A 26,083-nucleotide genomic window follows, 5' to 3' on the forward strand; every position below is an offset into this window, starting at 1 on the left:
CCACCGTACGTTACTTACTTTCTGTATTAATAGTTATCTAATATTATTATAATTACTTAAAAAATATCATTCATGTCGGTCGATAACCGACTACTCCGACCCGTCGTACACGGCCCCGTTCCGGCGTCCGTCCGCCGCGCCGCGGTATTTCCCGGAATCGAGCACCCGAATCGCCTGCACGTTGCCGAGTTGCGTGGGTTCGTCGTTCAGCGCGTGACCGCGGGCGCGTAGCTTCTTTCGTACCCCCTCGGGGACGCCGTCTTCCCAGTAAACGTCCGGGTCAACGTCGGCGTAGAGCCGCGGCGCTGCTATCGCCGACTGTAGACTCATACCGTACTCGACGACGTTGAGGAGGACCTGTGCGACGGTCGTGATGATGGTCTTGCCACCGGGTGAGCCGACCGTCATGTACGGGTCGCCGTCGCGGAAGACGATGGTCGGGCTCGTGCTGCTCAGCGGTCGCTTGTTCGGTTGCACCTGATTCGGCCCGCCGGGGGTCGCATCGAAGTCGGTGAGTTCGTTGTTCAGCATGAATCCGTAGCCGGGCACCATCATCTTCGTTCCGAAGAACTGCTCGATGGTGCTGGTCGACGAAACCATGTTTCCGTCGCTGTCAGCGACCGTGAAGTGTGTCGTCTGCCCCCTGTCGGAGCGAAGGTCCGTCGCTCGGCGCTCGTTCGTCCCGGAATCCCCGAGCGGACTAACCCGATACGGGTCCCCCGGTTGGAACGACCACGGGTCGCCGGGCGAGCGCTCCGGTCCGGCTTCACTGAAGGAGATGAGTCGGCGTCGTCGCTTCACGTACTCCTCGTCGAGAAGCCCTTGCCACGGGGCGTCGACGAACAGTTTGTCGCCCATGTACGCGCCGCGGTCCGCGTAGGCGAGGTGGAACGCCTCGATGAGCGCGTGATAGCGCTCGAAAGACCGCGATTCGTACCCTCCGAGGTCGAACGGTTCGACGAGCTTCAGAATCTGGCCGATGGTCAACCCGCCGGAACTCGGCAGGGACATCGTCCGAACCGTCACGTCCCCGAACTCCACGTGCTCGGGGTGGTCCATCGTCACGTTGTATCCCGCGAGGTCGTCGACGGTCATACTGCCGCCGCTTTCCTGCACCGTTTGAGCAGTCGCCTCCGCGATTTCGCCCCGATAGAACGCCCCGATGCCGTCGTCACGGATGAGCCGGAACGTTTTCGCTAAATCCGGTTGCACGAGCGAGTCTCCCTCTTTGAGTGGGGTGCCGTTCGGAGCGAACACCGCACGCGCTGCGTCGTTGAACAGGTCCGCGTTGTTGGCGATGGATTCGGCCAACGGAGCGTCGACTGTCACCCGAGGGCAGGCGTTCGACGCGAGCGAAATCGCGGGGTCGATGAGTTCCCCCAGTGATTTCGAACCGAACCGCTTGAGCGCGACGTCACAGGCACGGAGGGTTCCGGGGACGCCGACCGCCTGTCCGCTGGTGTGTCGTTTCTCGAACGGTATCGGCTTCCCATCGTCGTCGAGGAACATCTCGGGTGTCGCACCGAGCGGCGCTCGCTCGCGGTTGTCGACCGCGTACACGACGTCCACGTCGGCCGAGTAAACGAGCATGAAACCGCCGCCGCCGATTCCGGAACTGTGCGGTTGGACGACGTTGAGCGCGAACTGTGTCGCAACCGCGGCATCGACCGCGTTGCCGCCGTTGGCGAGGACGTCCGCACCGACCCGGGTCGCTTGCGGATGGACCGTCGCGACCATTTCGTCGCCGGTGGCCGTCGCGACGTTCCCCAACCCTTGTTTCACGCGACTACCGTCGTCGGACGCCTCGCCAGCACTCACGGACGCGACGCTCGCGCCGACAGTCGCCATCGACCCTTTCAGGAAGGTTCGTCGTTTGGTACTTCCGGCCTCTTCAGTCGTTGCCGTATCGGAGCGTCTCCGCTCGGTGTCGTTTTCTCCATTCATCCTATCGATGTATGGTGTAGAACCGAATAAGTATATTTTATTATTCTAGATGCTAAGAATTTAGATTTGAGGTACTATTTTAAGTGTAATCTGAAGCGATCAAACAGGGATGGACGCGACTTTCTCTCCCATCAGGAGGAGGGGTCTCGTAGTACGAAATGGTCACAGCGCGTTCCGTATGGGCTGAACGGCAGACAAAGCAACGCTACGGATGTTTTATTTGCACCACATATATTATATTATGTTATAATATTTAGAATAATTATATGTATGGATACAACGTTCACGAATATATGGACAAAAAGGTCACCCGAAGAGGGGTATTAGCCGCGACTGCATCGACAGCCTTCCTCAGCCACGCCGGAACTGGGACGATGACGAAGGACCCGGCGAGACACGGTCACGAGGGTGAGGAAGGGCCGACCCTCCATCGGTTCGCGACGAGCGCCACCGGCGCGGAGGTGACGGGATTGTACGTCACGGAGGAGGGGCAGTTCTTCTTCAACGTCCAACATCCGAGCCGTGAGAACGACGACCCGTACAACGAGGGAATCATCGGGGCCGTCGTCGGGGTCGACATGAACGACCTCCCACTGGATTTTCCGAGCGTTCAACCCTCGGAAAACGAGGAACAGGCAGGGGACGTGCGGTTGGCGCGGGGGAGCTACCAAGTCCTCGCACAGGGCGGCGACGAAACCGACAGCGGTGAATCGCTCGGCATCCCGACCACGCCGGACGGAACGCCGGTCGGTGACCTCGAAGGCTCCGAGTACTCCGAGTACGGGTACTGGCCCGATTTCAACGGCTTCGTCCCGGACGAGACGAGCGACGAGGGATATCTGTTCACCAACTTCGAGACGCAACCGGGGATGATAACCCGGCTTCACCTCCGTCAGCGCGGGAACAACGGTGGCTGGGAGGTCGTCGGTTCCGAAAACGTGGACGAACCGCTTCGCCGCGTCGAGGGGACGAACATCAACTGCTTCGGGAGCGTCAGCCCCGAGGGAATTCCGATGAGCGCGGAAGAGCAGTACTCGCATCCGGCTACCCGGTTCTGGAACCGACCGAAACCGGCCACCATCAACGACAGTCCTGGTATCGAAAGCGAGGAGGTACAGGGAAGCTTCGGCCTCAACGGCGTCGAAAAACAGGCGCTGTATCTCGGCGGGACGCGAGGCGGAGACGACGTCGAAGTCCCCGGGAACGGAACGGCGACGCTCATCTCGGACACCTACGCGAACCCGTACCGGTACGGCCACATCGTCACGATGGGGAATCCGACCGCGGACGACGTGAGCGACGTGGAAGCCACGAAACTGACCACGTTCGGCCGCGCGGCACACGAAGTCGCGGTGGTCATGCCCGACCAGCGGACGGCATACACGAGTTCCGACGGCACCGGGAAGTGTTTCTACAAGTTCGTCGCCGACGAGGACGTGGCCGGACGGGGCGACGTCACGGAGTACGGGTCGAAGGGAACGCTGTACGTCGCCAAGGCGAACCAACGGGGGAAACTGAACGGCAACCCCGCCGAAGTCGGCTTCGAACTCGACTGGATACCGCTCGGCCACGCCGCCCTCGACGAAATCGAATCGTGGATAGCCGAATACGACGGGGTTACGCAGTCGGACTACCTCGCGATTCGAGCGGAGGTCGACGCCTTGGACGACGATGCGAGCCTCGCGGACATCGACGCCTACGTCGAGGAGAACGGGAACCCGTTCTACATTACGCCGGACGAAGTCGAAGCGTGGGCCGCGCAGTACGAGGACGGCGGAATCGGCTGTATCGACGACGAACTCCGTCGCGTCCCATTCCTCGAAACCCGACGGGCGGCCGCGGCCGTCGGGGCGACTGACGAGTTCCGCAAGATGGAGGGTCTCAACATCCGCACCGGAGCCGTGCCGGGAGAGGACTTCCTCTACATGGCGATTTCGGAGACGAGCAAGACGATGAACGACGAGGAGGGAGACATTCAACTCGCTGGCGACGAGTGGGGTGCGGTCTACCGCCTGCCGCTGGAAGCCGACTACGACGTCTCGCGGATGGAACCCGCGGTCGTTGGCGGGCCGAACGCGAACATCTGCGGCGGCTGTCCGTACGATGCGCGACCGGATTCGAAGAGCAGTGTCTGTCCGGATTGCGGGTACAACCCGACGGAGGAAGACGAGAACGGAACGAGCGGCGGCGGGATGAAGAAACTCGGCAAGGCCGCGTCCGACCTCGTGACCGGGGACGATTTCGAGGAGGAAAACGTCATCTCCAATCCGGACAACCTCGTGGTCATGCGGGACAAACGGGTCATCATCGGCGAGGATACGAGTAACAAAGGACACGCGAACGACAATATGATCTGGATTTACACCCCAGAAGGCTGTTAGTCCTCCGTGCCCGAGCGTGCGGAGCGATGAATTCCTCTCGGTGGGTGGTTCGGTCGTCGCGGAAAAGGTGACGGGGCGGGGTGAGTCGGGAGTGATGGCGCCAGACCCAGCGAGTGCCTCATGAAGGGTATGTCAGAGGCAGCCTCGCCACAATACGTAGCTTCATCGGGCATGGTAAATGCTTTGTGGTGCAATTAGAAAATAAAACAGTCATCCCAATCGTCAAGAAATTGGTCGAAACACCTAGTTCGTACTCTACAGAAAACACAGCAAGAATATCTCAGGGCTTGACCCCGAGGGTAGAATCACGTAGAGTTGATTCAGACATGCTCTATGCAGTTGATGTACCGTTCCAGAGACTGACTGCCATTTCCCCGGCCGTCCCGACATAGAGCAACTGTTCTCAGAAACCACCTCCTCAAAATACTCTCGCCAACAATGATTCGTGTTCTTCCCACATTTCCCGTGTGGTGATACTCTTGATTGTTCAACCAATCTCGCTCAGGGCGTGTTTGGGGTGAGCCGACAGGAACAGTTGTACGTGGACCGGGGGCAATAAGGAACGAGAGTACGTCGTATCCATACCGTTCGGCCATCTCTCGGATCTCCGTTCCAACGACTGTTTAATCTTATCGAGGATGGCATACCGGTATTTCGAACACCAGACGAAGTGATAGTTGATAGTATAGACAGTCTGATTCGCCCCGTCGAACTTCTATGCACAGTTTACGCACTTAATACACTTAAGACGTTCCAGAACGTAATTCGAGTGTGAACAAAAGATACACAGATACTGTCTCGGACGAAGAAGGCGAGTGGTTAGACGACCAACCCCACCTCTCTCCGAGCGGGTTGCTTCAGAAAACGATTCGGGAGCAACAGCGAAAGGAGTCTAAATAGCGAATGGACATCACGCTTCGCTTCCGTGCCTATCTAAACGAAAACACGGCCAGCGAAGCGTGGCGACATATCGAGATTCACCGCCAAATTCGTAACCACGCCGTCCGCGACTATTACCGTTCACCGCGGAACGACCGCCCAACCGCCTACGACCAACACTCGAAACTTACCGAGTGGAAACGACAATGGCCGACCTTTGCGGAAGTGTCAGCTCATGCCGCCCAACAGACCGTAAGTCAAATCCAAAAAGACCAGGAGGGTCTTAAAGAGCGTCGAAAGGACGGTCGTAAGACAGGGCGGCTCAAATGGCAGGGCGCGGGTGAGTTTCGGTCAGTAGCGTACCAGTCAGAAGGTTTCAACGTCAATCACACGACGGACCACGACTTCGGGACGCTTACTCTCTCAAAAATCGGGGAGATACCGATACGAGCACACCGCGACTTGCCCGACACGAAGAACGTCAAGCGCGTTATTCTCAAGAAGGAACGGACAGGCACATGGTTCGCCTGCTTAGTGGTCGAAATCGAACCGTCAAAGAAGCCTGACCCGGCGGATATCGACTTTGCCGACTGTATCGGCGTGGACCTCGGGATTCTATCATACATTCACACTTCCGAGGACCTTTCAGTCGAGTGCTTGGACCTCTCCGACGAGTACGACCACTACGCCCGCGAACAGCGCTCGCTCGACCGAAAGGAACACGGCTCGGCGAACTGGGAAAACCAACGCCAGAAAGTAGCACGAGTGAAGAGGCATATTAAACGGAAGGTTCTCGACTTTCAGCACAAACTTTCGACGTGGCTAGTCAAAGAGTACGACGTAGTGTCAGTCGAAGATTTGGATGTCAAACCGATGCTGAAAACCAGTCAGTCGGCGAAGAACAAACAGGACGCCGCATGGTCACGGTTCCTCGACTTGCTCGAATACAAGGGCAAACTGTACGGTACTCACGTGGTTCGTGTAGACGCGCGTGGAACCACGAAAGAGTGCAGCCAGTGTGGTGTGGAAACCAGCAAACCGCTGTGGGTACGCGAACACTCGTGTCCGGCATGCGGTCACACGGAAGACCGGGATTTGAACGCGGCAAAGAACATCCTCGATAGGGGACTCAGCAAACTATTTCTTCATGTAGGGCCGGGACAGTCCGAATCAACGTCATCAGAAATCTTCGATTTCTGGCTGGCGAACGAATCGCTCCGCGATTCGTCAACGCCTGTGCAGACTGTGCTCCCTGCGTTTGCTCGTCACTCGGGACGGGTGGATGCAAAGCATGTCGTGGAAGCAGGAAGCCCTGTGACTTGACCGCGGGGTCCGTTCACTCATAGAACGTACTGATTTCGACGAGCGTTTCGAGTTGCGTATCCCCGCGATAGCATACAGTCTCTGTTTGTCGGTCGTATTCGATGATACCGTAGTCCGCAAGTTTTGGCAGATGTCTGTGAAGCAGATTGATTCGTACCCGTCGCTTCGACTCTCCGTCCTCCTGAGCCTGCAGGAACTCGACCAAGTCGGCAAGAGGGATAGTGGACCGATTCGTGTCGTGGAGGTGAATGAGGACGAGACGTCGTTGATGATCGGCCAAGAGTTCGTGAATCGTTTCGACCGAAAGTCGCCGGTCAGTGCAGTTCTTAGATGACATTGGACCACTAATGCAGTCCGAACCATAGAAGTCCAATACCTAATCGTTTAGGTGCTCGATGAAATTTTGTTCCTAATATGCATACAGCGAATCAGGATGTCCCTGACGTCTTCGTGAAGAGTTTGCGATGGGCCGCTTGCAAGTGTTGGTCAACTACCCCGGCGTGAACGCCAAGGTTTGTCGGTGACCTCCCGTTCAAGCCGAAACTTCGGCAGACGTAAACTCATCACTCACGTTCAACGTTCCCGACTTTAGGGCCAGTTGACGGTTGGCCCGTCCACGTGGAGACTTTTGCCCCGCGTGGACATGCTTGATTCAGATGTTCTTCGCCGCGTTGTAGTCTGCGTGAACCTCATAGCCGCACTTTCGACAACAGAACCGCTCCTGTTTCGGGCGGTTCCCGCGTTCGGTATGACCGCACTTCGAACAGCGTTGAGATGTGTATACCGGGTTGATTTGTATCGTCGTGATATCAAACTCGGTAGCTTTGTACTCAACATACTCGTAGAACCGCCGGAACGCCCACACGTGAAACGCTTTTGCGCCCGGCATACGGTCTCATATCTGTGGTGAGACGAGCGACCGGCAAACGGTCGACCTCATCGGATGTTTCCAAGATCAGGAAGCTGCGGAAGAACGCTTCGAAGAAAAACACGGGTCGTCAGCAGAGGGATATATCGATATTTGCCCTGATTGCAGGGACGAAAATCCCCATCACGCAAAAAATGCTGAAGAAAAATACGGCGTCTATACGTAGATACCGTGCGCTACAACTACCGATACAGGCTCAACCCGTCCGACACTCACCGAGAGACGTTAGACCGGCACCGCGACCTGTATCGGCAAGTGTACAACCATTTTCTCCACCGGCTCAACCACGAAGACGGGACGACGAAGTACGGGGAAATCAATCAACTCTCGTCGATTAAGAAGTGGTGGGACGACCTCACCAACCTGTATTCTCGCACACTTCAGAATGTTGTTGAGAGATTGTACACCAACCTCTCACGGCTGAAAGACGCGAAAGATACTGGTCGGAAGGTCGGTCTGCTCAAGTGGAAAGCACCAGCCGAATACCGGTCGTTCACGTATCGACAGTCTGGCTTCGAACTCAAGAACACGAGTGGTCAGCCTGTTCTCCGACTCTCAAAAATCGGTGAGATACCCGTTCGAATGCACCGGGACATTCCGGATGGTGCGAAACTCAAGCAAGTCACGGTGAAGAAAGAACCGACCGGCGAATGGTTCGCCGTCTTCGGCATTGAGACGCCCGACGACCCACCGAAGAAACCCGACGAACTCACGGACGTAGTGGGTATTGACGTTGGGATTCTCAAATACGCACACGACACCGACGGCACGGCGGTTGAATCGCTCGACCTCTCCGCCGAACGCAAACGACTGGAACGTGCACAACGTGACCTTTCGCGCAAACAACATGGGTCGGCGAACTACCGCACACAACAGCGTGTTGTCGCGTGTCGTCACGCAGAGTTGAAACAGAAGCGCCGTGACTTCTTGCACAAACTCTCGAACTACTACGCTCGTGAGTACGACCTTGTGGCGGTCGAAGACTTGAACGTCGCTGGGATGATGCAGTTCGATTCAAATTCACGCAACCGAGCATCCGCCGCGTGGGGTACTTTTCTCCGGATGCTCGAATACAAGTGTGAACGCGAAGGCACGCATTTCGTTCCAGTGAACCCGCGAGGGACGACCAAAGAGTGTGCGGCGTGCGGTGTGAAGACGAACAAGCCGCTCTGGGTGCGCGAACATTCGTGTCCATCGTGCGGGTTCGAAGCGGATCGAGACGCAAACGCGGCGTGGAACATTCTCGCTCGCGGTCTCAAGAAAGTAGGGACGGGCTGTCCCGAATCAACGTCACCAGAAATCTTCGATTTCTGGTTGGCGAACGAATCGCTTCGCGATTCGTCAACGCCTGCGGAGACTGCGCTCCCTACGGACATGGTTGTGTCTGCAAAGCGCGTCATCGAAACAGGAAGCCCCGCCCTTTAGGGCGGGGAGGAGTCACCTGGTTCACGAAGCGACGAGCATCGCGGGTACGTACGATGCACCGATTCAACTTCACACTGGATTCGGCGATGCCGATGCACATCCTCGATTCGTCGACCCCACATACGCATACGACTTCCTCCGGTCACACTCCGACGCTCCCATCGTGCTTCTTCACGCCGGATATCCGTACGTCCGTAATGCGGGGTACGTGACCTCGACGCTGGACAACGTCCATCTCGATATCTCCCTCGCGATTCCCCTCGTCCAACACGGCTGTGAACCGCTCCTATAACACGTATTGGAACTCACACCGACGACGAAACTGCTCTACGCGAGCGATGCATCCAGCGTTCCGGAACTGTACGTGCTTGCGGCGAACCGGATTCGGACGGACCTCGCCGCGGTCCTCGAACGTCTCGTGAGCGACGGGTTTCTCACCGAGACGTACGCGATTACGACCGCTGAAAATGTCCTCCGTGAGAACGCGATTCGACTCTATGAACTCCCCCCGTGAAAGTCGTCGTCAGTTCTCAAATGATTCGAACGCGTCTTTTGCGTCTTCCATCGTGGTATCCCCCGAAGACCCTTCCGAGAACAGATAGAAGAGCACCCCGAGTACGCTCCATACGAAGATTATCACCCACTCGTACGGCCACGAGAGAGCGGACGGTGCTCCGGGAAGGTACAAACCGACGAAGAACGCGGTCAGCACGAGCCCAATACCACCGATCACATACCCGCCAGGAAGTTTGAAAGGACGCTCTAGTTCCGGTTCGCGGTATCGCAATACGAGGAACGATACTACGACGAAGAGCCACGCGAGGACGATACCGAGACTTCCCGCGTTGACGACCCAAACGAGCATCTGTTCACCGAACAACGGGGCGAGCACCGAGATACTGCCAATGAGAACGATGGCGGTCGATGGAGTGCCGTGGCGTGGATGAAGGGTAGCAAGCCTGCCCGGTAACATGTTCGCTTCTGCGAGCGCGTACATTGCGCGACTGCCACCGATGATGAACGAGTTCCAACTCGTGAGAATTCCTGCGATTCCTGCAAGCGCCATGATTCGACCGATGGCTGTGCTGTCGAATAGCGAACTCAACGCGGCTGCCGCTGGCAGTGAACTCTCTACGAGTACGGAGCCGGACAGCGCTTGGCCGGAGGCCCAGATAACCGAGATGTAAAAAGCCGCCGCCATTACGACCGAGAGAACGATCAACCGACCGAGGGAGCGATAGGAAACGTCGGCTTCACCGGCGGCTTGTGGGATCACGTCGAAACCCACGAACATGAACGGTGTCATGACGACGACGGTGAACAGCCCTGACCACCCGGCGTCGGTGAACGGTGGCGTAGCAGTAGAGTGTCCGTTGAAAACGGCACCGATCACGAGGGTGATTCCTGCAAGCCCGATAACGAGCGTGAGAATGGTTTGAAATTGCGCCGCAGGACGTACGCCGCGGTAATTGAGTACCGTCATGACGGTTGCCCCGATACCTCCCGTAAGTACCCACGTTGCATATACAGGTTCGCCAGCGATCGTCCACAGCGGAAGAACGTTAAATCCGGGAACGAGATATGCAAGCGCGGACGGCAGAGCGACTGCTTCGAATATGACAACGCTGACGTATCCGAGGATGATAGCCCAAGTGCAGACGAACGACCCCGCAGATCCCAGCGCTCGTAAACTATAGACGTGCTCGCCGCCAACGAACGGCATCGCCGATGCTAACTCGCCGTAGATCAATCCGACAGTAACAACCATAACGCTCCCGATGGCGAATGCGAGAATTGCCCCCGTCGTTCCTCCCTCATCGATCCAGTACCCAGTCTGAATGATCCATCCCCATCCGATCATCGCTCCAAATGCGAGAACGAAAATGTCGCGGTTCGACAATACCCGTGTTAGCTCATTTCCTCCGTGTTCGGACGCCATGGCAACCTTTGTTCTCCCACATGGTTAAATAATTTATTTAATATTAATAGTATTTTGAATATCTTTATCACAATCAATCAACTAATCACGAGTTATTCAGTGCCTTCAGTAATCATGTTAATGTTTTGCATGAAGTTGAGTCCCTCATCACGTCGAGGAACACGCGAGGGTTCCCGTGTACCCGTGAGACGCTAGCCGCACTACGGAAGGACAAACCCGTTATCGTCTAACCGCGCTGTGGCACCCTACTTTCGTTCGATTGACGAACCGCCTCGAAGGTATCGTCCCGTGGACGGATGAGTGAACTTCGGGTCAGTCGAGAAACGGGAAAAGAACGGAGACCAGAGAATTCATTTACCCTCGATTGTGAGTGGGCGTATGGTTACATTCGAGGTAGACCTCCCCGACCGTATCGACTCCGATATCGATCGCTTCGTCGACCAGGGTGATTTCCTGAATCGAGAGCAGGCGATCGAAGAACTCCTCACGCTCGGTGTGTCGGCCCACGCACCCACGGGCGAGGGCGACCAAGAGATGGACGATAGCCTCTTTTCGCAAGCAGTCAACGACCAGCAGGACCCGGCCAGCTACCAGGACGACCCGCTATAGGGAGACAGGGAAAGAGCACGATATGTAAACTACCCCACCCTACTCCCTCGGCGCATGCGCACCTCGGTCCTTGAGGGTGGGGCTTTGATGTGGACTCCCGGCAATCAGTCTCCGGCAATAGGCCGGTGACTCTTGCCGTTCAACGTCCCACCATTTATACGCACATCTACTGGTGCGTCTCCGCCCCCCGACGTGGGCGAGGAACGGAGTCTGTGATGTCGCTTCCGGGCGTATCGTAGCCCGATATTCTTCGCTGCATTGTAGTCCGCGTTGACCTCGTAACCGCACTTCTGGCAGTGGAAGTGTTCTCCGTCGCGGTTGTCGCGGTGCGTGAACCCACAGTCCGTCCGAGAACAGCGTTGAGACGTGTGGTTCGGAGCAACCTGCTTCGCCGTGACGCCGCGTTCCGGGGCCTTGTAATCGACGTACTCGAACAGACGCCGAAACGCCCATAGATGGTGCCACTTCGCCTGCGGAAGCCGCTCGCGGATATCCGTTAGATCCTCGAACGCGATTACGCCGCAGTCGTGTTCGACGGCTTCCGTGACGATTTCGTTGGCCATGGTGTGGATGTACTGCTTTCGCCATGCTTCTTCGCGCTTGCCGAGGCGAAGAAGCGCGTTGTGCACGGCTTGCGTTCCGCGCTGTTGCATCTCACCACGCCGCTTCTCAAACTCACGGCACCAATGGTCATAGTCGTCGCCCTGCCAGAACGTGCCGGTCGAAGCCACTGCGAGGCTATTGACGCCGAGGTCGATACCAAGGACGGTTTGGTGCTTAGTATCTTCCGAAACCTCGGATTCGTCGCTATCGTACTTCCGCGTCGTGATGTGGAAGTAGAACTCGTTGGTCGCCTTATCGTATTGGAGTGTACTTGCCCGGAACTCGTAGTCTTCTGAGAGAACGTACCGCTCGTAGGGCGTCGGACTATCTGCCGGAAGCTCAAAGTCGCATTCGACGCGCCCGTTGACGGTCGAGAGAGACACACGGTCGCGGTAGAACGTTGCGCTCCGTTTGTCGTAGACCATGCTCCATGACGTGAACTCCGGCCGGCTCACTCGTTTGCCCTGTTTCCACCGTTCGACGCACCCTTTCGTCGCTTGTACGGCGCGTCGGATGGCTTCTTGAACGAGGTTCGCGGTGAGGTCGGAGGCTCCACCTCGAATTATGCTGAAATACGAGTGCTCGACGGGAGATATTGGATTGACTTTGGGTAGCGACTGCCCTCGTTCTGATTCAAAGCGATAGTGTTTTTAGGCTCGCCTAAAGAGAGGAAGTCGTTTGATGACCCCCGATATCTGTCTAATGGTGCCTACCATTCGGGATTTCGAGTGTCTCCGTTCGTATTTTCAGAACGCGAGGAGACATGGCTTCGACCTCGACCGATTGCACGTGGTGCTTATCACGGAGGACCACTGTCCGCTCGAAGAGATGCGAGCGATGCTTCACGAAGCGGGTGTCGAAGGCAGGGTATTTGACGGAACACGTCGCCGTCGCTGGTTCGAAGAAAACGAGATTACGGAGTATTCGCACCTCATCCCGGAGGCGAGCCATGCGCAAACGAGTTTCGGACTGATGTACATGTGGGCGAACAACTTCCCCTACGGACTGTTCATCGACGACGATACCCTCCCACATGCCGATTTCGACTACTTCGGTACCCATATGGCTAATCTCGACTTTGAAGGCGAAATCGAGCGCGTAAACACCGATTCGCGGTGGGTAAACGTCCTCTATCAGAACGCAGAGCGACACGGTTTGTATCCACGAGGATACCCGTACGCAGCGATGGACGAAACGATGACTGTAGGGACGAAATACGTCGACGATGTCGTCGCCTCGCAAGGGCTCTGGACGAACGTTCCAGATCTCGATGCGGTCAGAATATTGATGGACGGCGATCTGCAGGGGCAGGCACAAACACGAACCGTCGCCGACGATTACGAGGGTAACTTCGTCGCGGGGAGAAGCCAGTACCTGACGGTGTGCTCAATGAATCTCGCGTTCAAGCGTGAAATCATTCCGGCGTTCTATCAGCTCCCGATGGACGATAATCCATGGAATGTCGGTCGGTTCGACGACATTTGGAGCGGCGTCTTTCTGAAGCGTGCGGCGGACGTTCTCGACAAGGAGATACTTACCGGATATCCACTCTGTGAACACAACAAGGCATCGCGTCCGACGTTCGATGACCTCGTAAACGAGGCTCCCGGCCTCGAACTCAACGAACACCTCTGGCGCCTCATCGACGACGTCGGTGTCGATGCGGACAGTTACGCCGAGGTGTTTGCTGCAATGGCGAGTGTGCTTGCGGACGGAGATTGGAGCGCGTACAATAACGGTGCTTTTCTCAATCATATCGGGGAGTTCATGCTGGATTGGCTCGATTGCCTCGCCGAACTCGCCGGTGACCAGCGTCGCCTCCCCGCGGACGATTGAACCGAAAATCGACAGCTATATACTATTTAGGCCTGCCTAAACTACTATATGAAACGCTCCGCCGTCGAACGTCGACATTTCTTGCAATTAGGTGGGATGACGGCGCTCGGATCCCTTGCCGGGTGTACAGGATTTCTCTCCGGTAACGAATCCGAGAAGCCCGAACAAGTGTCTCTATCCGACTTCCGTGGTTCGGGTCCGCTCGTCGAGAGCCGCCCCGAGCTATCGGGAACCAGAATAAAGGACCTCCCCGATCTTTCGGGAACGCTTACGCTGTATCTCGGGGGTGGTGAAGGTGGATTGTATCTCAAACTTATCAAACTCCTCGAGTCCCACTACCCGGATTTCGAGATCGAACATCGCATCGAGCCGTCGAGCGACCTCGCCCAGCGCATCGCGGAGGAGTCCGATGGAGGCAGTAGCCCCGCGGACGTATTCCTCGCCGTCGATGCCGGGTCGCTCGGCTTCGTCGCCGATAAGGGTGCCACGGTGAAGCTGCCGAACGAGGCGACGAAGGCGGTTCCGAAGGAGTTCCACGGTCAGAACGACACGTGGGTCGGCGTCGCTGGCCGAGCGCGGAGCGTTCCGTACAACACGAACAAGTATTCCGCGTCGGAGTTGCCGGACGACATCTTCGCGTTTGCCCGCGACGAGCGGTTCAAAAACACGCTCGGATGGGCACCGACATACGAGGCGTTTCAGGCGTTCGTCACCGCGATGCGTCTCATCGACGGCCCGAAAAAGACGAAACAGTGGCTCAGAGGGGTGAAAAATCAGGGCGTAAGCAGATACCGGGACGAGTGGTTCGTCTCCAACGCGGTCGCGGACGGGGAGGTCGACGTCGGGTTCGCCAACCACTACTACGTCCTTCGCGCGAAAGCGTCCCGTAAGAACGCGCCCGTCGATCTCGCGTTCACGAAGAAGGACGCGGGAGCACTCGTCAACGTCGCCGGTGCTGAAATCCTTCAAGGGACCGAGAAGAAGCAGTTGGCTATCGACTTCGTACGCCACTTGCTCTCGGTCGAAGCACAGGAGTTTTTCGCGACGAGAACGTACGCCTATCCGATGATTCCGGGCGTCCCGCCTGTCGGTGGCCTTCCCGGTATCGACGAACTGGCGCCCCCCAGCATCGACCTCCGGAAACTTTCGGATCTCGAGCCGACGCTCGGACTCATGCGGGAGGTCGGCGTTCTCTGATGGCGATTCGAGAGTACATCGCGGCGACCGACGGATTCGAGGACGACGACGAGGGTCCCTCGACCGCGCTCGTCCTCGTCGCCGGTGCCATCGCCGCGGCCGTTCTCTCCCCAATGCTCTGGGTGTTCGCTCGAGCGACCCGTGTCGGGGTGAACGAAGCCGTTTCGACGCTCGTGAGCGGAGGAAATCTAGATATCCTCCTCAACAGTGTTGCGCTCGTCGCGAGTGTCACCGCCGGTTCGCTCCTCCTCGGAGTTCCACTCGCGGTTCTAACAGCGGGAAGCGACCTCCCGTTCCGTCGCTTTTGGACTGTAACCGCGGCACTTCCGCTCGTGATTCCGAGCTACATCGGCGCGTTCGCGTTCGTCTCTGCGTTCGGACCTCACGGAGTTCTCAAGAACGTCCTCGCACCGCTCGGCGTCACCCGAATCCCGGAGATATACGGGTTCCCGGGAGCGACGCTCGTGCTCACGCTGTTCGTCTATCCGTACGTTTTTCTGACGACACGGGCGGCGCTGATGTCACTAGACGGCCAACTCGTGGAGGCAGCCCGGACGTTAAATCATGGACGTCTGTCGGCGTTTCGACGGGTCGTTCTTCCGCAGCTCGTCCCGGGCATCAGCGCGGGTGCGTTACTGGTCGCCCTGTACGCGCTCTCGGACTTCGGAACGCCCGCTATCATGCGATTCGAAGTGTTCACGCAAGCCATCTTCGTCGAGTCAAACGCCTTCAATCCGGAAGTCGCCGCGCTGCTGTCGTTACAGTTGGTCGTCGTCACCGTCGCGGTGCTCGCGCTCGAATCGCAACTGGGCGACGCCGGTGAAACGAGAATTGGGAGCGGTGGCCGACAGGGAACCTTCGAACTCGGGGTCTGGAAATTGCCCGCAGTCGTCTTCTGTGCGGCGGTTGCCTTCATGACGCTCGTCGTGCCACTGGGAATCCTCGTCATGTGGCTGTTCCGTCCGGAGTCGACTTACGGCAGTGGCTTCACCTTCGAGTGGACGTTCGCATTCAATACGGTGGTCGTTGCGGGTGCGGCCGCGATCGCCTGTGTCGTCGCGGCGCTGCCCGTGGGATACCTCTCCGCACGGAGTGACGCACGAATCGCCAAATTGGCGAACCGCGCGACGTATGTCGGATACGCCGTTCCGGGTATCGTCCTGGGATTCGCGCTCGTTTCGGCTTCGCAGGAAGTCTCAGCGTTGTATCAGTCGATTCCAGTACTCCTGTTCGCCTACGTCGTCCGGTTTCTGCCGCAAGCCGTCGGCACCGTCCGATCGTCAGTACTGCAGGTCGATTCGAGGTTGATCGAGGCGGCACGGACCCTCGACCACCCGCCGTCGGTCGCTTTCCGTCGCGTGACGCTGCCGCTGATCGCGCCGGGTATCGCCGCCGGGGCCGCGCTCGTCTTCCTCACGACGATGCGCGAACTCCCCGCCACGCTGATGCTTCACCCGACGGACTTCGACACGATCGTAACCTACATTTGGCTCGTCCGGGGTGCAGGATACTATGGGCAAGCAGCGATACCGGCGCTCGTTCTCGTCGGCATCTCCGGTCTCTCAATGGTGGTAATTCTCGCAAAGGAGCGATACAATGTCGAATGAACAACAATACACGCCGTCGAATGTCACGACAACTGAGGACTCGAACCGAACGGACCCGACGCCACCTTCGGTGTTGGAGCTCAACGACGTTTCGAAGTCGTATCGTTCGGAAACGGCCGTCGATGGCATCTCGCTGTCCGTTCGGGACGGTGAGTTGCTCACGCTGCTCGGCCCGTCCGGTTGTGGGAAGACGACGACCCTGCGTCTGATCGCGGGTCTCGAACGCCCGACCGCCGGAACGGTACGTGTGGATGACGCAACCGTCGCGGACGAGGGGCAATCTCTCACACCCGAGAACCGTGACATCGGCCTCGTCTTCCAGAACTTCGCCCTCTTCCCGCACCTCACTGTGGCAGAGAACATCGCGTTCGGCCTAACCGACGCCAGCGAAGACCGACAACGCGAACGGGTCGCCGAGTTGCTCGACCTCGTGAGCCTCGCCGGGTACGCAGACCGTACGCCCGACCAACTCTCCGGCGGGCAAAAGCAACGGGTCGCGCTCGCTCGCTCGCTGGCCCCGGAGCCCGCGGTGTTGCTGCTCGACGAACCGTTCTCGAACCTCGACATCCGCCTGCGAACCGAGATGCGCGAAGAGGTCCGCCGCATCCTGAAGAAGGCGGGTGTGACGGCCATCTCGGTCACCCACGACCAGGAGGAGGCATTGTCGATGAGCGACCGTGTCGCCGTCATGCACGACGGCAGCATCGAACAGATCGGTCGTCCCGAAGTCGTGTTCGAACACCCCGAATCACGATTCGTCGCCGAGTTCCTCGGCCAGGCCGGGTTCATCTCCGGTCGTTTCGAGGACGGCACCATCGAAACCGGAATCGGTCGGCTCACCGGGTCGATGCTGAACGGCCTCTCCGACGAGTACGACGGCGCGCGACTCGACGTCCTCGTCAGGCCGGACGACCTGAAGGCAGTACCGACCGAGGGAATCGGCGATGGGACGATAATCAATCGACAGTATACCGGCCCGTCGTTCGTTTACGATGTCGAACTCGATACTGGCGAGGTCGTTCACTGCCAACACAATCACGCGACCGAGTTCAGTCTCGACAACCGTGTCAACGTGGATCTCACCGCCGACCACACGCTTGCTTGGTATCCCGCCGAGTAAGTCATGGTCCACCGGCACACCCGTCTCGCTGGCGCGCTCTCCGTCCTCGTCGCCATCGCCGTCTTTGTCATCGCCGTCAGCGTGTTCCCGTTTCACTCGACCAACCACGATGAAGCCGTGTACCTCCAGCAGGCGGAGATGTTGCTCCACGGGACGCTCGCACTTCGACCGCCCGTCGAGACAGCGTTCCGGCCGTGGTTTTTCATCGAATCGAGCGGCGCCTCCCCGAGCGGGTCGGTGCTCATCCCGAAGTACGCGCCCGTCCCGGCCGCGATGTTCGCCCTCGGAAAAGCGCTCGGAAACTACCGTTTCTCTCTTCCGCTCATCGCCGCCGCGAATGTCGGATTGACCTACGGCGTCGTCGCGGAGGTCTTCGACCGTCGGACGGCCGTTCTCGGAGCCCTCTTTTTCGCCCTCTCCCCGCTCTTTCTGATTCAATCCGCGTTGTTCCTCCCGTATGCGCCCACGACCGTTTGGAACCTCGCCTTCGCGTTCGCGTATCTTCGGGCCGATCGCACCGGCCGTCTCGACTACGCCGCACTCGCGGGCGTCTGCGTCGGTACCGCCTTCTTCTCGCGGCCCTACACTGCCGTGCTCTTCGCTACGCCGTTCGTCGTTCACGCGCTTTGGACGCTTCGAGGCAGGGACCGGTCCGTGGTAATGCGACAGATGACGACTGCCACGTTCGGCCTCTGTGGGGTCGTGGTGGCCGTCGGCTACAACGCGCTGATAACCGGCACCCCCTGGCTGTTCCCCTATCAGGCGTTCGCTCCCCACGACGGCCTCGGCTTCGGTCATCGCGCGATTCGCGGCTACGAACGAACGTACACGCCGACGCTCGCGCTCGAAGCCAACGCGCAGGTCGTCGCTTCGCTGTTCAGCGAATGGGTCGTCGCGGGACCGCTCGGGACCGTACTCGCCGTCGGAGGACTCACCTCGTTGTTCGCTTCTCGCCGCTGGGACGCTAGAAAGGCGGTGCTCGCCGGATTGTTCTGCTCCGTCGTTGCGGGGAACGTCTTCTTCTGGGGGAACCTCAACATTCTCGGCGCGCTCGCGGTCCCGAACGACGGACTCATCGAATATTACGGGCCACACTATCACTTCGACCTCCTCGTTCCGACGGCAGCGTTCGCCGCGTACGGGGCCATATCGGGAATAGAAATGCTCGATAGGCTCGTTTCCGAGCGGTTCGATTCCCACCGAGCCGGGCGAATCGGTGCGGCCGTTCTCCTCGTTTCGGCGACAGTAGTCGGCGGAACGGCGGCAGTCACCGTCGCGGACCCGCTTCGGGAGAACACTGCCGTCTCGGCGCGACTCGAGAGCGGCTACCAGCCGTTCGAAAACCGTTCGTTCGACGATGCACTCGTGTTTCTCCCGACGCCGTACGGCGACTGGATGAACCACCCGTTTCAATCCCTTCGCAATAACCCAAACTTCGACGGTCGCGTCGTTTACGCGTTACAGGAAAACCAGTTCGCGGTCATCGACGCGTATCCCGACCGGACGCTCTATCGATACAGTTACCGGGGGGAGTGGAACCCGTACTCCGGGTCTCCGGTCGACGCGAGGCTTCAACGGGTTCGAGTCGTCCACGGAGGACGGGTCAGCCTCGAAAACCGATTGGGGATTCCGCCCGGCGCCACCCACGTCTCCCTCCGCGTCGCTACCGACCGAGGGCACGCCTACTACGTAGCGGACGACCCCGGCGATACGCTGGCTTTCCAAATCGTCACTGCCGGACGAAGTGCTCATCTCGAAGGTGAGGTCGAACCGGTCGGAAACACGTCTCTACCGGTGGGAGTGCGCGACAGCGTTCGAGTGACTGCGTTCGTCCACTACGGCGGCGACTCCGGATTCGATTACCGGATACGCATGCCCGTCGAACGCTCGAACGGAACGGTACGCGCGCTGACTCCCTACGTCGAAATCTGTCGAGACCCGCGACGTTGTGGCGGCGAAGCGATGTTCATCCCCAACGAAACGGGGTCCGATATGTCGGTGGAAACGCGATTCGTGACGAACGCGACCCACGCGAAGAGGGGGATGGAAAACCATTAGTTTAGGTTTGCCTAACCTCTCCCCGATGGAACTCACGCGACGCGACGCACTCGCAGCGCTCGCGGCCAGTGGGACGGTTCTCGGCGGCACTGCGGTGCTTCGGTGGACAGAAATGGATGACGGTGGCTTCGAACGGCGCGATGCAGCTACGCTCGAAGCCGTCGCTCGGGTGCTCTATCCGTCCGAAGTTTCTGGTGTTTCGGAATTCGTCGAAACGTATGTAGTCGGTCGATTTCACGGACGAGAGGAGTATGAACGGGGAGTCATCGAGGCAATCGAAACGCTCGACGAATACGCACGAACCTGGTACGGGGACCCGTATCGCGACCTCGACGTGGAAACGCGAGACGGGGTGCTTTCGGAAATGGGGTTGGATGTGGTCGCTCCCGACCCGGAAGGAAATGACGTCGAACGCGTCCGGTATTACGTGGTCAACGAACTCCTGTACGCGCTCTACACCTCCCCGACTGGCGGGAAACTCGTCGGTATCGAGAACCCACAGGGACATCCCGGCGGTACCGAAAGCTACCAGCGGGGGCCCCGGTGATGGACCGCACCCCCGGTCCGCGGGCCGACGTTTGTGTTATCGGTTCCGGTCCGGCAGGGTCGGTACTCGCCGCCGAACTCGCCGACCGTGGTCGAGACGTCGTCGTCCTGGACGCGGGAGAACGGTTCGACCCCGAAGACCGACTCGAACGCATGGAACGAGCCATTCGACCGGTGTTCGATTCGCCGTCCGTCTGGAACATGGGCGGCGACCGTGACGCGTTCACCTCGGCCGGAGAGTGGTCATATCCGCTCAACCACGCCCGCGTCAAGGGCGTCGGCGGTTCGACGCTCCATTGGCAGGGGATGGTGATGCGGTTGCACGAACGCGATTTCGAACGGTTTACCCACGACGGCATTGCTGCCGATTGGCCGATCGATTACGCTGACCTCGCTCCCTACTATGCGCAAGCGGAACGCGAACTCGGCTTAGCAGGGGCACTCGACAACCCGTTCTCACCGCCACGTGACGGGCCATTTCCACAGCCAGCGTTCCCACCGTCGTACAGCGATTCGCTGTTTGCAGATGCCTGCGAACGCCTCGGTGTTACGATGCACTCCGTCCCGAACGCTCGAAATACGACGCGGTACGACGGTCGGAGCTCCTGTGTCGGTTACGGCACCTGCAAACCGGTCTGTCCGTCCGGTGCAAAGTACAGTGCCACCGTTCACGTACGGAAGGCGGAGGAAGCAGGCACCCGAATCATCGACCGTGCACCCGTTCAACGCCTAGAGCACGATGCGTCCGGGAATCGAATCGAAGCAGCCGTGTACGCAACTCCGGACGGAACGGTCCATAGACAGGAGGCACGAGCCTTCGTGATAGCCTGCGGCGGTGTCGAGACACCCCGCCTGTTGCTGCTCTCGAAATCGTCGCGCTATCCGAACGGCCTCGCCAACTCGAGCGGCCTCGTCGGTCGATACTTCATGGACCACCTGTTCGTCGGAATGGGTGGAACCGTGGACGAGGAAACCCGCCAAAACCACGTCGGGTTCCTCACCAGCGAGTGCCATCAGTTCTACGACGACCCCGGCCAGCGGACGGAGGGAACGGAGAGTGAAATCCCGGGGAGCGACGCCGATATCGGCCCGATAAAGCTCGAATTCCTCAACTACGCCGGTCCGTCCCCCGTGGAGATGGCGCTGACGGGTGATTCCTGGGGTGACGAGTTAGTGGAAGCCCTTCGAAGGCAGTACGGGAATCACATCGCCATGGGCGGACTGGTCGGACAACTTCCGAGGGCCGAAAACCGTATCGCCCTCGACCCCTCGACGACTGACGATAACGGGAACCCGGTACCTCGGGTCGAGTGGACCGTCGACCGACGGTCGAAACGAACGATTCGACGAGCCAACCAACTACAACGTGCAATTCTGAACGAACTCGGCGTGGACGTGACGTGGACGGTCGGACCCGAAACCACTGGACCCACGTTTCATCACATGGGGACGACCCGGATGGGCGACGATCCGGACACGAGCGTCGTGAACTCAGCGCTGCGAACCCACGACCTCGAAAACCTCTGGATTTCGTCGAGCAGCGTGTTCGTCACTAGCGGGGCGATGAATCCGACGCTGACAATTGCCGCGCTAGCGCTGAAAGCCGCCGACCACGTCTCGGACGCGTTGTAGTGACCGCAACTTCTCCTCCAGCGCCACTTTGACGATGGAAATCGCGATTTCCCACCCTCCCGAAACGGGATCGAGTTTGGTCGTACCGCGTCGCTTTCCGTATTCGATCGGAATTTCGCGGACATCGTATCCGCGCTCGACCGGTCGGAGGAGGAGTTCCGCGGAGAGCCCGGTGTTTTCCGTCCAGTCGATAGAGTCGATTACATCGTGGCGATAGGCTCTCATCCCCGTGGTCACGTCGTGGACACGCCGACCCACGAGAAGACTTGCAAGGATAGCGAACGCATGATTTCCCGCGCGGTTCATCCTCGGCATCGCATCGGCACCGTAATAGAGGCGGTCGCCGCTCACCACGTCGTGCCCCGAATTGATCGCATCAAGCATCGTCGGCAACCGCTCCATCGGATACGTGTCATCACAGTCCGTAGTGATGATAACCGGTCGAGAGGCGTTCGAGAGGGCCTCGCGGACCGCAATACCGTATCCGCGCGGTGGCTGTCGAATCACTCGTGCGCCGTGTTCGCGGGCTATCTCCGGGGTTCGGTCGTCCGACCCGTCGACACAAACGACCTCTGCTCTGCCGTCGGTCACGGCGTCAATGTCGGTTAGAACTGCTTCGATAGCGGCCGCTTCGTTGTACGTTCCCATGACGACGCTCAAATCGTCGAATGTGAAGTCGTTGTCTTCCGACATCGCCGTAATCACAGGTACTGGTTTCTCGAAGACGGTCTTGAGCCTTTAGTTATGGAATGGAATGGACGTAGGAACCGAGTACGCTATCCCTTATTCCTTTTGTAATTTCGTGCGAGAACGTGCGAGCGGGGTATTCCCTTCCGAGGATAAAACAGGATTTCGAACTAGTGGACTGCGATCCGGACTGGAATAATCAGAGCCCAAAGTCTAATTAATAATTTTCTGATGGATATCGTGGACTGAAGAATATCGATGTAGTTTGTTCATATCTCACAATATAACCCGGGGAAAATTGGCTCTCTGTGTTGTGTTATTTGACCAGCGTGAAATCGATTCGGCGCCGCCCTTTCCATGGGTTCACCGAAAGACACGGACGCACAATAATTATTAGTCTTGGAATCACTTAGGGAATCACACTGTTACCCACCAATCAATAGCGATTATAAAGAGGGATGCAGAGTAACCTAATCGATATCGGGAGACAAACAGTGAGTTTATAAGTTAGTTTTTCTACAACAACAAGAGATATATAGACGAAGGGTTTGCCATTTTCTTGTAGTAAATGCACACTACTATAGTACTCGCTACTGGGCTAAACGCTGGTGAATAACCGCCAACTGATAAATTATATGGACGGGTAATCGAGTGGTAAGTCCCTCAAAATCGAAATCCGAGTACACTCATATTTGACAACTTGATAGTGCAAATCCCATTCAGAACCCATATATTTCCAATCACTTATTCTGGACAGTCGCAACTGTCGGTCGAGTTGCGGAAGTGGATGGCATCGAATGGTTCCAGCGTTCGCTCTCCGGCGACGATATCTTCCGTCGGTACGTCGACTTCGCACTGGTCGCTCGTGAAGTTCGTCATCCACGTCAGACCGTCCCGTTCGTTGAGGCGGATACCATCCGGGAGCCGTGAGCCGAACTTGAGGCTAGTCCAGGACAACCGATGGGTAAACAAGCACGTTGTGTATCTCTATATCAGGCCGCATGCCGGAGGAACGTTCAGTATTGTTGAATAAATATCCAAAGGACGAATCCGAGAATCGGTGGAAGAGGGTTCAAAAAGATAGTAATATCCAGTATACTCTCTTCCATTCACCGTTATTGATTCCTGCTTCGTCTAATTTGGTAACGAACAGTGAAGTTTGCCGGTCCACCCACCTCCGAGAATGGTATTACAAATCTATGTTTGTAATTCTCCGCTAACTAGACGGAATTATGCTGTCGGAACGACGAGTGCGTTCAATATCGTTGAAAGCCACGAGATTCCCCAATTATCGATATCAGACGAATGAGCTTAGTAGTGAGAGTAGCGGAGCTCGATCACGTTTGCCGCCTGTTTAACCGCGCTGACGAGTTCTTTGAACATTTCGGCTCCGTCCAACCGGCTTTTCGGGCCTGAAACCGATATAGCGCTGATAACCTCATCGGTGCTGCGATCCATGATCGGTACCCCTATCGTTAGGACACCCTGTCTCCGATCTTGATCCTCGACCGAGTACCCTTGGTTCCGAATTTGCTCTAACTCTGTAAACAACGCGTCCACGTCCGTTATCGTATGTTCGTTCGCTTTCGGGAGCCCGTGCGTTTCGACTATCGATTCGACGCGGGTGCGAGGAAACTCCGCCATCATCGCCTTACCGAGTGCTGTCCAGTGCATATGCGTATATTCCCCGACCGGAGCGTTGTCGTGAATGGCATCCCGACCGCCGGCCTTGTAAACTAAGATACGATAGCCGTCCTCCTCGATGCCCAGATTTGCGACCTCTCCCGTGTCCGTCGCGAGCTGATCGACTTCCAGTTTCGCGACCTGGTAAAGCTTCGAACGGTTCCTTATCTGTCCGCCGTATTCGAGGAACCGATAACTGAGTGCGTAGTCGTTTCCGTCCCGCACGACGAATCCCAGTTGTTGGAACGTTTGAAGGTAGATGTGAACGGTACTCTTCGGAAGGTCCAGTTCGTTCGAGAGGTCCGAAACACCGCCCCGTTCGATAGCTTTCAACTGCTCGAGGATGAGAAACGCCTTCTCGACAGACCCGAGTGTACTCACCCCGGTATCGCTCGTCACGTCATCGTTCGTTGAATTATCGTTCATACCCTATCGACGCAGCAATTCGGTTTAAAAGTAATTCCTACACGATAGCCGAAGACGGTATGACCGACACGCGTCTGCCTTTCTCCCGAGAGAAAGAGCTACAAACGCTGAAGTGGTGCATTTGCCCACACTCATGAAGAGAGAGGTCGTCAGCCGGCGGAAAACGTGTTACGATTGAACGACGTTTTCCAACCCTTCCGTTCCGTTCGGTTCGGTGAGTCGATTCACGTTGTTCGCTACGATTTCTGCCAATCTATCCCAGTGTTTCGGACTGTGGCCCGCGTTATGAGGAGTGACCGTGACATTATCGAACCGCCAGAGAGGATGATCCGCCGGTAACGGTTCGGGATCCGTGACATCGAGTGCAGCACCCTTGATCTGGTTGTTCTGAATCGCGGATACCAAGGCGTCAGTGTCGATTATTTGCCCTCGGCCGACATTGACCACTCTCGCATTCGGTGGTAACGTCTTGAATTCCTCCTCCGAAATGAGTTCACGTGTCGTGTCGCTCAACGGCGCGGCGATTAGGAGATAATCCGTCCGGGATAGGGCATCATGGAACGCCTTCCGTTCGAACCCGATGACTTCGTCGGTCGGACCCCCCTTCTCGGGCGTGTACCGAACGCCGATAGTGTGGACGTCGAATCCGGCGACTCGGTCGACGATGGCCGTTCCGATTGCGCCGAGTCCGACGACGGTGACCGTACTCTCTTTCAGTTCCTCGGCTTGGTAATGCCGCCATTCGTGGCGTTTTTCGCGTTCCCATCCCTCTCGAAGCCTGCGCGAGAAGGAAAGCACGTAGCCGAGGACTTGTTCCGCGATGTTCGGCGCGTGAATACCCGAGGCGTTCGTCACCGTAACTTCCATCTCGGAGAAGGTTTCGAGCGGAAGATGGTTGTAGCCCGCCGCTATGCCGGCGAACAACCGTAGGTTTTCCGCGTGTTCCAATAGCTCTTCGTCGATGTCGACGCCGGTAACCACCTGCGCCCGCTCGATGAGGTCCCGTTCTTCGGACGGCGTTCGGGCGAGATGAACGCGGTGGTTCGGCAACCGTTCGTCGAGCGTAGCCGCGTACTCTTCGGCTGGCAAACCGTGCGTGTCACTTCGTAGTACGAGGATGTCTGCTGATTCGTCGTTCATAGTGTAGCTTGCCAGCAGGTGCACTCCTGTGGCAGTAGTCTAAACAGTTCGAAGGCACTATATCAGTGTTTTCCTCATAATATTATACAATGTAGAATGTATTCGAATCTAAAATTATTA

At 57.7% G+C, this 26,083-nt stretch carries 23 protein-coding genes and 1 pseudogene; 14 read left to right on the forward strand and 10 right to left on the reverse strand.

The window, feature by feature from the left end; all coding sequences use genetic code 11:
- Window positions 1-90: 90 nt before the first annotated feature.
- Complete coding sequence (gene ggt / locus AC1XDK_RS10720; RefSeq protein ID WP_483349902.1) at window positions 91-1,944, reverse strand: gamma-glutamyltransferase; 1,854 nt, start codon at window positions 1,942-1,944, stop codon at window positions 91-93.
- Between the two features lie 293 nt (window positions 1,945-2,237).
- Here ggt and AC1XDK_RS10725 point away from each other — a divergent pair, with 293 nt between their 5' ends.
- Entirely contained in the window at window positions 2,238-4,325 is a 2,088-nt protein-coding gene (locus tag AC1XDK_RS10725; RefSeq protein WP_483349903.1) for an alkaline phosphatase PhoX, read from the forward strand.
- Between the two features lie 487 nt (window positions 4,326-4,812).
- Here AC1XDK_RS10725 and AC1XDK_RS10730 read toward each other — a convergent pair whose 3' ends face one another.
- The gene (locus AC1XDK_RS10730) at window positions 4,813-5,007 is read right to left on the reverse strand and encodes a transposase (protein ID WP_483350242.1); all 195 of its coding nucleotides are present in this window, start codon (window positions 5,005-5,007) and stop codon (window positions 4,813-4,815) included.
- 89 nt (window positions 5,008-5,096) lie between these two features.
- Between AC1XDK_RS10730 and AC1XDK_RS10735 the strand changes: the two genes are divergently transcribed.
- Together AC1XDK_RS10735 and AC1XDK_RS10740 are read left to right on the forward strand one after the other, a co-directional pair.
- Complete coding sequence (locus AC1XDK_RS10735; protein ID WP_483349904.1) at window positions 5,097-5,225, forward strand: hypothetical protein; 129 nt, start codon at window positions 5,097-5,099, stop codon at window positions 5,223-5,225.
- A gap of 3 nt (window positions 5,226-5,228) precedes the next feature.
- Window positions 5,229-6,527 (forward strand): RNA-guided endonuclease InsQ/TnpB family protein, encoded by a 1,299-nt coding sequence (locus AC1XDK_RS10740; RefSeq protein WP_483349905.1) that lies wholly within the window; start codon window positions 5,229-5,231, stop codon window positions 6,525-6,527.
- Window positions 6,528-6,540: 13 nt separating this feature from the next.
- Here the strand turns inward: AC1XDK_RS10740 and AC1XDK_RS10745 are convergent, their stop codons facing one another.
- Complete coding sequence (locus AC1XDK_RS10745) at window positions 6,541-6,864, reverse strand: DUF7344 domain-containing protein (protein WP_483349906.1); 324 nt, start codon at window positions 6,862-6,864, stop codon at window positions 6,541-6,543.
- A gap of 315 nt (window positions 6,865-7,179) precedes the next feature.
- On the reverse strand, window positions 7,180-7,416 hold the full coding sequence (locus AC1XDK_RS10750; RefSeq protein WP_483349907.1) for a zinc ribbon domain-containing protein: 237 nt from the start codon (window positions 7,414-7,416) through the stop codon (window positions 7,180-7,182).
- A 210-nt stretch (window positions 7,417-7,626) separates the two neighbouring features.
- Between AC1XDK_RS10750 and AC1XDK_RS10755 the strand changes: the two genes are divergently transcribed.
- Genes AC1XDK_RS10755 through AC1XDK_RS10765 form a run of 3 tightly spaced genes read left to right on the forward strand, consistent with a single transcriptional unit; the run spans window position 7,627 to window position 9,394 of the window.
- Window positions 7,627-8,880, forward strand: a complete 1,254-nt coding sequence (locus AC1XDK_RS10755) for an RNA-guided endonuclease InsQ/TnpB family protein (protein ID WP_483349908.1) — start codon at window positions 7,627-7,629, stop codon at window positions 8,878-8,880.
- On the forward strand, window positions 8,834-9,172 hold the full coding sequence (locus AC1XDK_RS10760) for an amidohydrolase family protein (protein WP_483349909.1): 339 nt from the start codon (window positions 8,834-8,836) through the stop codon (window positions 9,170-9,172). Before AC1XDK_RS10755 ends, AC1XDK_RS10760 begins: the two co-directional genes overlap by 47 nt.
- Window positions 9,173-9,178: 6 nt before the next feature.
- The gene (locus AC1XDK_RS10765) at window positions 9,179-9,394 is read left to right on the forward strand and encodes a hypothetical protein (protein WP_483349910.1); all 216 of its coding nucleotides are present in this window, start codon (window positions 9,179-9,181) and stop codon (window positions 9,392-9,394) included.
- A gap of 9 nt (window positions 9,395-9,403) precedes the next feature.
- On the opposite strand, the gene AC1XDK_RS10770 is transcribed toward AC1XDK_RS10765, so the two are convergent.
- Window positions 9,404-10,819 (reverse strand): APC family permease, encoded by a 1,416-nt coding sequence (locus tag AC1XDK_RS10770; protein ID WP_483349911.1) that lies wholly within the window; start codon window positions 10,817-10,819, stop codon window positions 9,404-9,406.
- Window positions 10,820-11,197: 378 nt separating this feature from the next.
- Between AC1XDK_RS10770 and AC1XDK_RS10775 the strand changes: the two genes are divergently transcribed.
- Window positions 11,198-11,428, forward strand: coding sequence for a DUF7120 family protein (locus AC1XDK_RS10775; RefSeq protein ID WP_483349912.1), 231 nt, complete (start codon window positions 11,198-11,200; stop codon window positions 11,426-11,428).
- A 104-nt stretch (window positions 11,429-11,532) separates the two neighbouring features.
- Here the strand turns inward: AC1XDK_RS10775 and AC1XDK_RS10780 are convergent.
- Window positions 11,533-12,579: pseudogene (locus tag AC1XDK_RS10780) on the reverse strand (RNA-guided endonuclease InsQ/TnpB family protein); the annotation flags it as partial.
- A gap of 133 nt (window positions 12,580-12,712) precedes the next feature.
- Here AC1XDK_RS10780 and AC1XDK_RS10785 point away from each other — a divergent pair.
- Genes AC1XDK_RS10785 through AC1XDK_RS10815 form a run of 7 tightly spaced genes read left to right on the forward strand, consistent with a single transcriptional unit; the run spans window position 12,713 to window position 22,027 of the window.
- On the forward strand, window positions 12,713-13,867 hold the full coding sequence (locus tag AC1XDK_RS10785) for an alpha-1 4-glucan-protein synthase (protein WP_483349913.1): 1,155 nt from the start codon (window positions 12,713-12,715) through the stop codon (window positions 13,865-13,867).
- A gap of 48 nt (window positions 13,868-13,915) precedes the next feature.
- Window positions 13,916-15,064 carry an extracellular solute-binding protein gene (locus AC1XDK_RS10790; RefSeq protein ID WP_483349914.1) on the forward strand — a complete coding sequence of 383 codons (1,149 nt, stop codon included), beginning with the start codon at window positions 13,916-13,918 and terminating at the stop codon, window positions 15,062-15,064.
- A complete protein-coding gene (locus AC1XDK_RS10795; protein ID WP_483349915.1) occupies window positions 15,064-16,671 on the forward strand; it encodes an ABC transporter permease in 1,608 nt (535 codons plus the stop codon). The genes AC1XDK_RS10790 and AC1XDK_RS10795 overlap by 1 nt, the downstream gene beginning before the upstream one ends.
- Window positions 16,661-17,791: an ABC transporter ATP-binding protein gene (locus AC1XDK_RS10800; protein ID WP_483349916.1), complete on the forward strand. Its 1,131-nt coding sequence runs from the start codon at window positions 16,661-16,663 to the stop codon at window positions 17,789-17,791. The genes AC1XDK_RS10795 and AC1XDK_RS10800 overlap by 11 nt, the downstream gene beginning before the upstream one ends.
- 3 nt (window positions 17,792-17,794) lie before the next feature.
- On the forward strand, window positions 17,795-19,849 hold the full coding sequence (locus tag AC1XDK_RS10805) for an ArnT family glycosyltransferase (protein ID WP_483349917.1): 2,055 nt from the start codon (window positions 17,795-17,797) through the stop codon (window positions 19,847-19,849).
- 25 nt (window positions 19,850-19,874) lie between these two features.
- On the forward strand, window positions 19,875-20,396 hold the full coding sequence (locus tag AC1XDK_RS10810) for a gluconate 2-dehydrogenase subunit 3 family protein (RefSeq protein WP_483349918.1): 522 nt from the start codon (window positions 19,875-19,877) through the stop codon (window positions 20,394-20,396).
- On the forward strand, window positions 20,396-22,027 hold the full coding sequence (locus AC1XDK_RS10815; RefSeq protein ID WP_483349919.1) for a GMC family oxidoreductase: 1,632 nt from the start codon (window positions 20,396-20,398) through the stop codon (window positions 22,025-22,027). Before AC1XDK_RS10810 ends, AC1XDK_RS10815 begins: the two co-directional genes overlap by 1 nt.
- Here AC1XDK_RS10815 and AC1XDK_RS10820 read toward each other — a convergent pair.
- The 4 genes from AC1XDK_RS10820 to AC1XDK_RS10835 form a co-directional block, all read right to left on the reverse strand.
- A complete protein-coding gene (locus AC1XDK_RS10820) occupies window positions 21,986-22,720 on the reverse strand; it encodes a dolichyl-phosphate hexose transferase (protein ID WP_483349920.1) in 735 nt (244 codons plus the stop codon). The two genes, AC1XDK_RS10815 and AC1XDK_RS10820, sit on opposite strands and share 42 nt — an antisense overlap.
- A gap of 738 nt (window positions 22,721-23,458) precedes the next feature.
- Window positions 23,459-23,671 carry a hypothetical protein gene (locus AC1XDK_RS10825; protein ID WP_483349921.1) on the reverse strand — a complete coding sequence of 71 codons (213 nt, stop codon included), beginning with the start codon at window positions 23,669-23,671 and terminating at the stop codon, window positions 23,459-23,461.
- 354 nt (window positions 23,672-24,025) lie between these two features.
- Complete coding sequence (locus AC1XDK_RS10830; protein WP_483349922.1) at window positions 24,026-24,823, reverse strand: IclR family transcriptional regulator; 798 nt, start codon at window positions 24,821-24,823, stop codon at window positions 24,026-24,028.
- A gap of 168 nt (window positions 24,824-24,991) precedes the next feature.
- Window positions 24,992-25,963, reverse strand: coding sequence for a D-2-hydroxyacid dehydrogenase (locus AC1XDK_RS10835; RefSeq protein ID WP_483349923.1), 972 nt, complete (start codon window positions 25,961-25,963; stop codon window positions 24,992-24,994).
- Window positions 25,964-26,083 lie beyond the last annotated feature (120 nt).

The sequence above is a fragment of the Haladaptatus sp. HS23 genome (assembly GCF_056892285.1).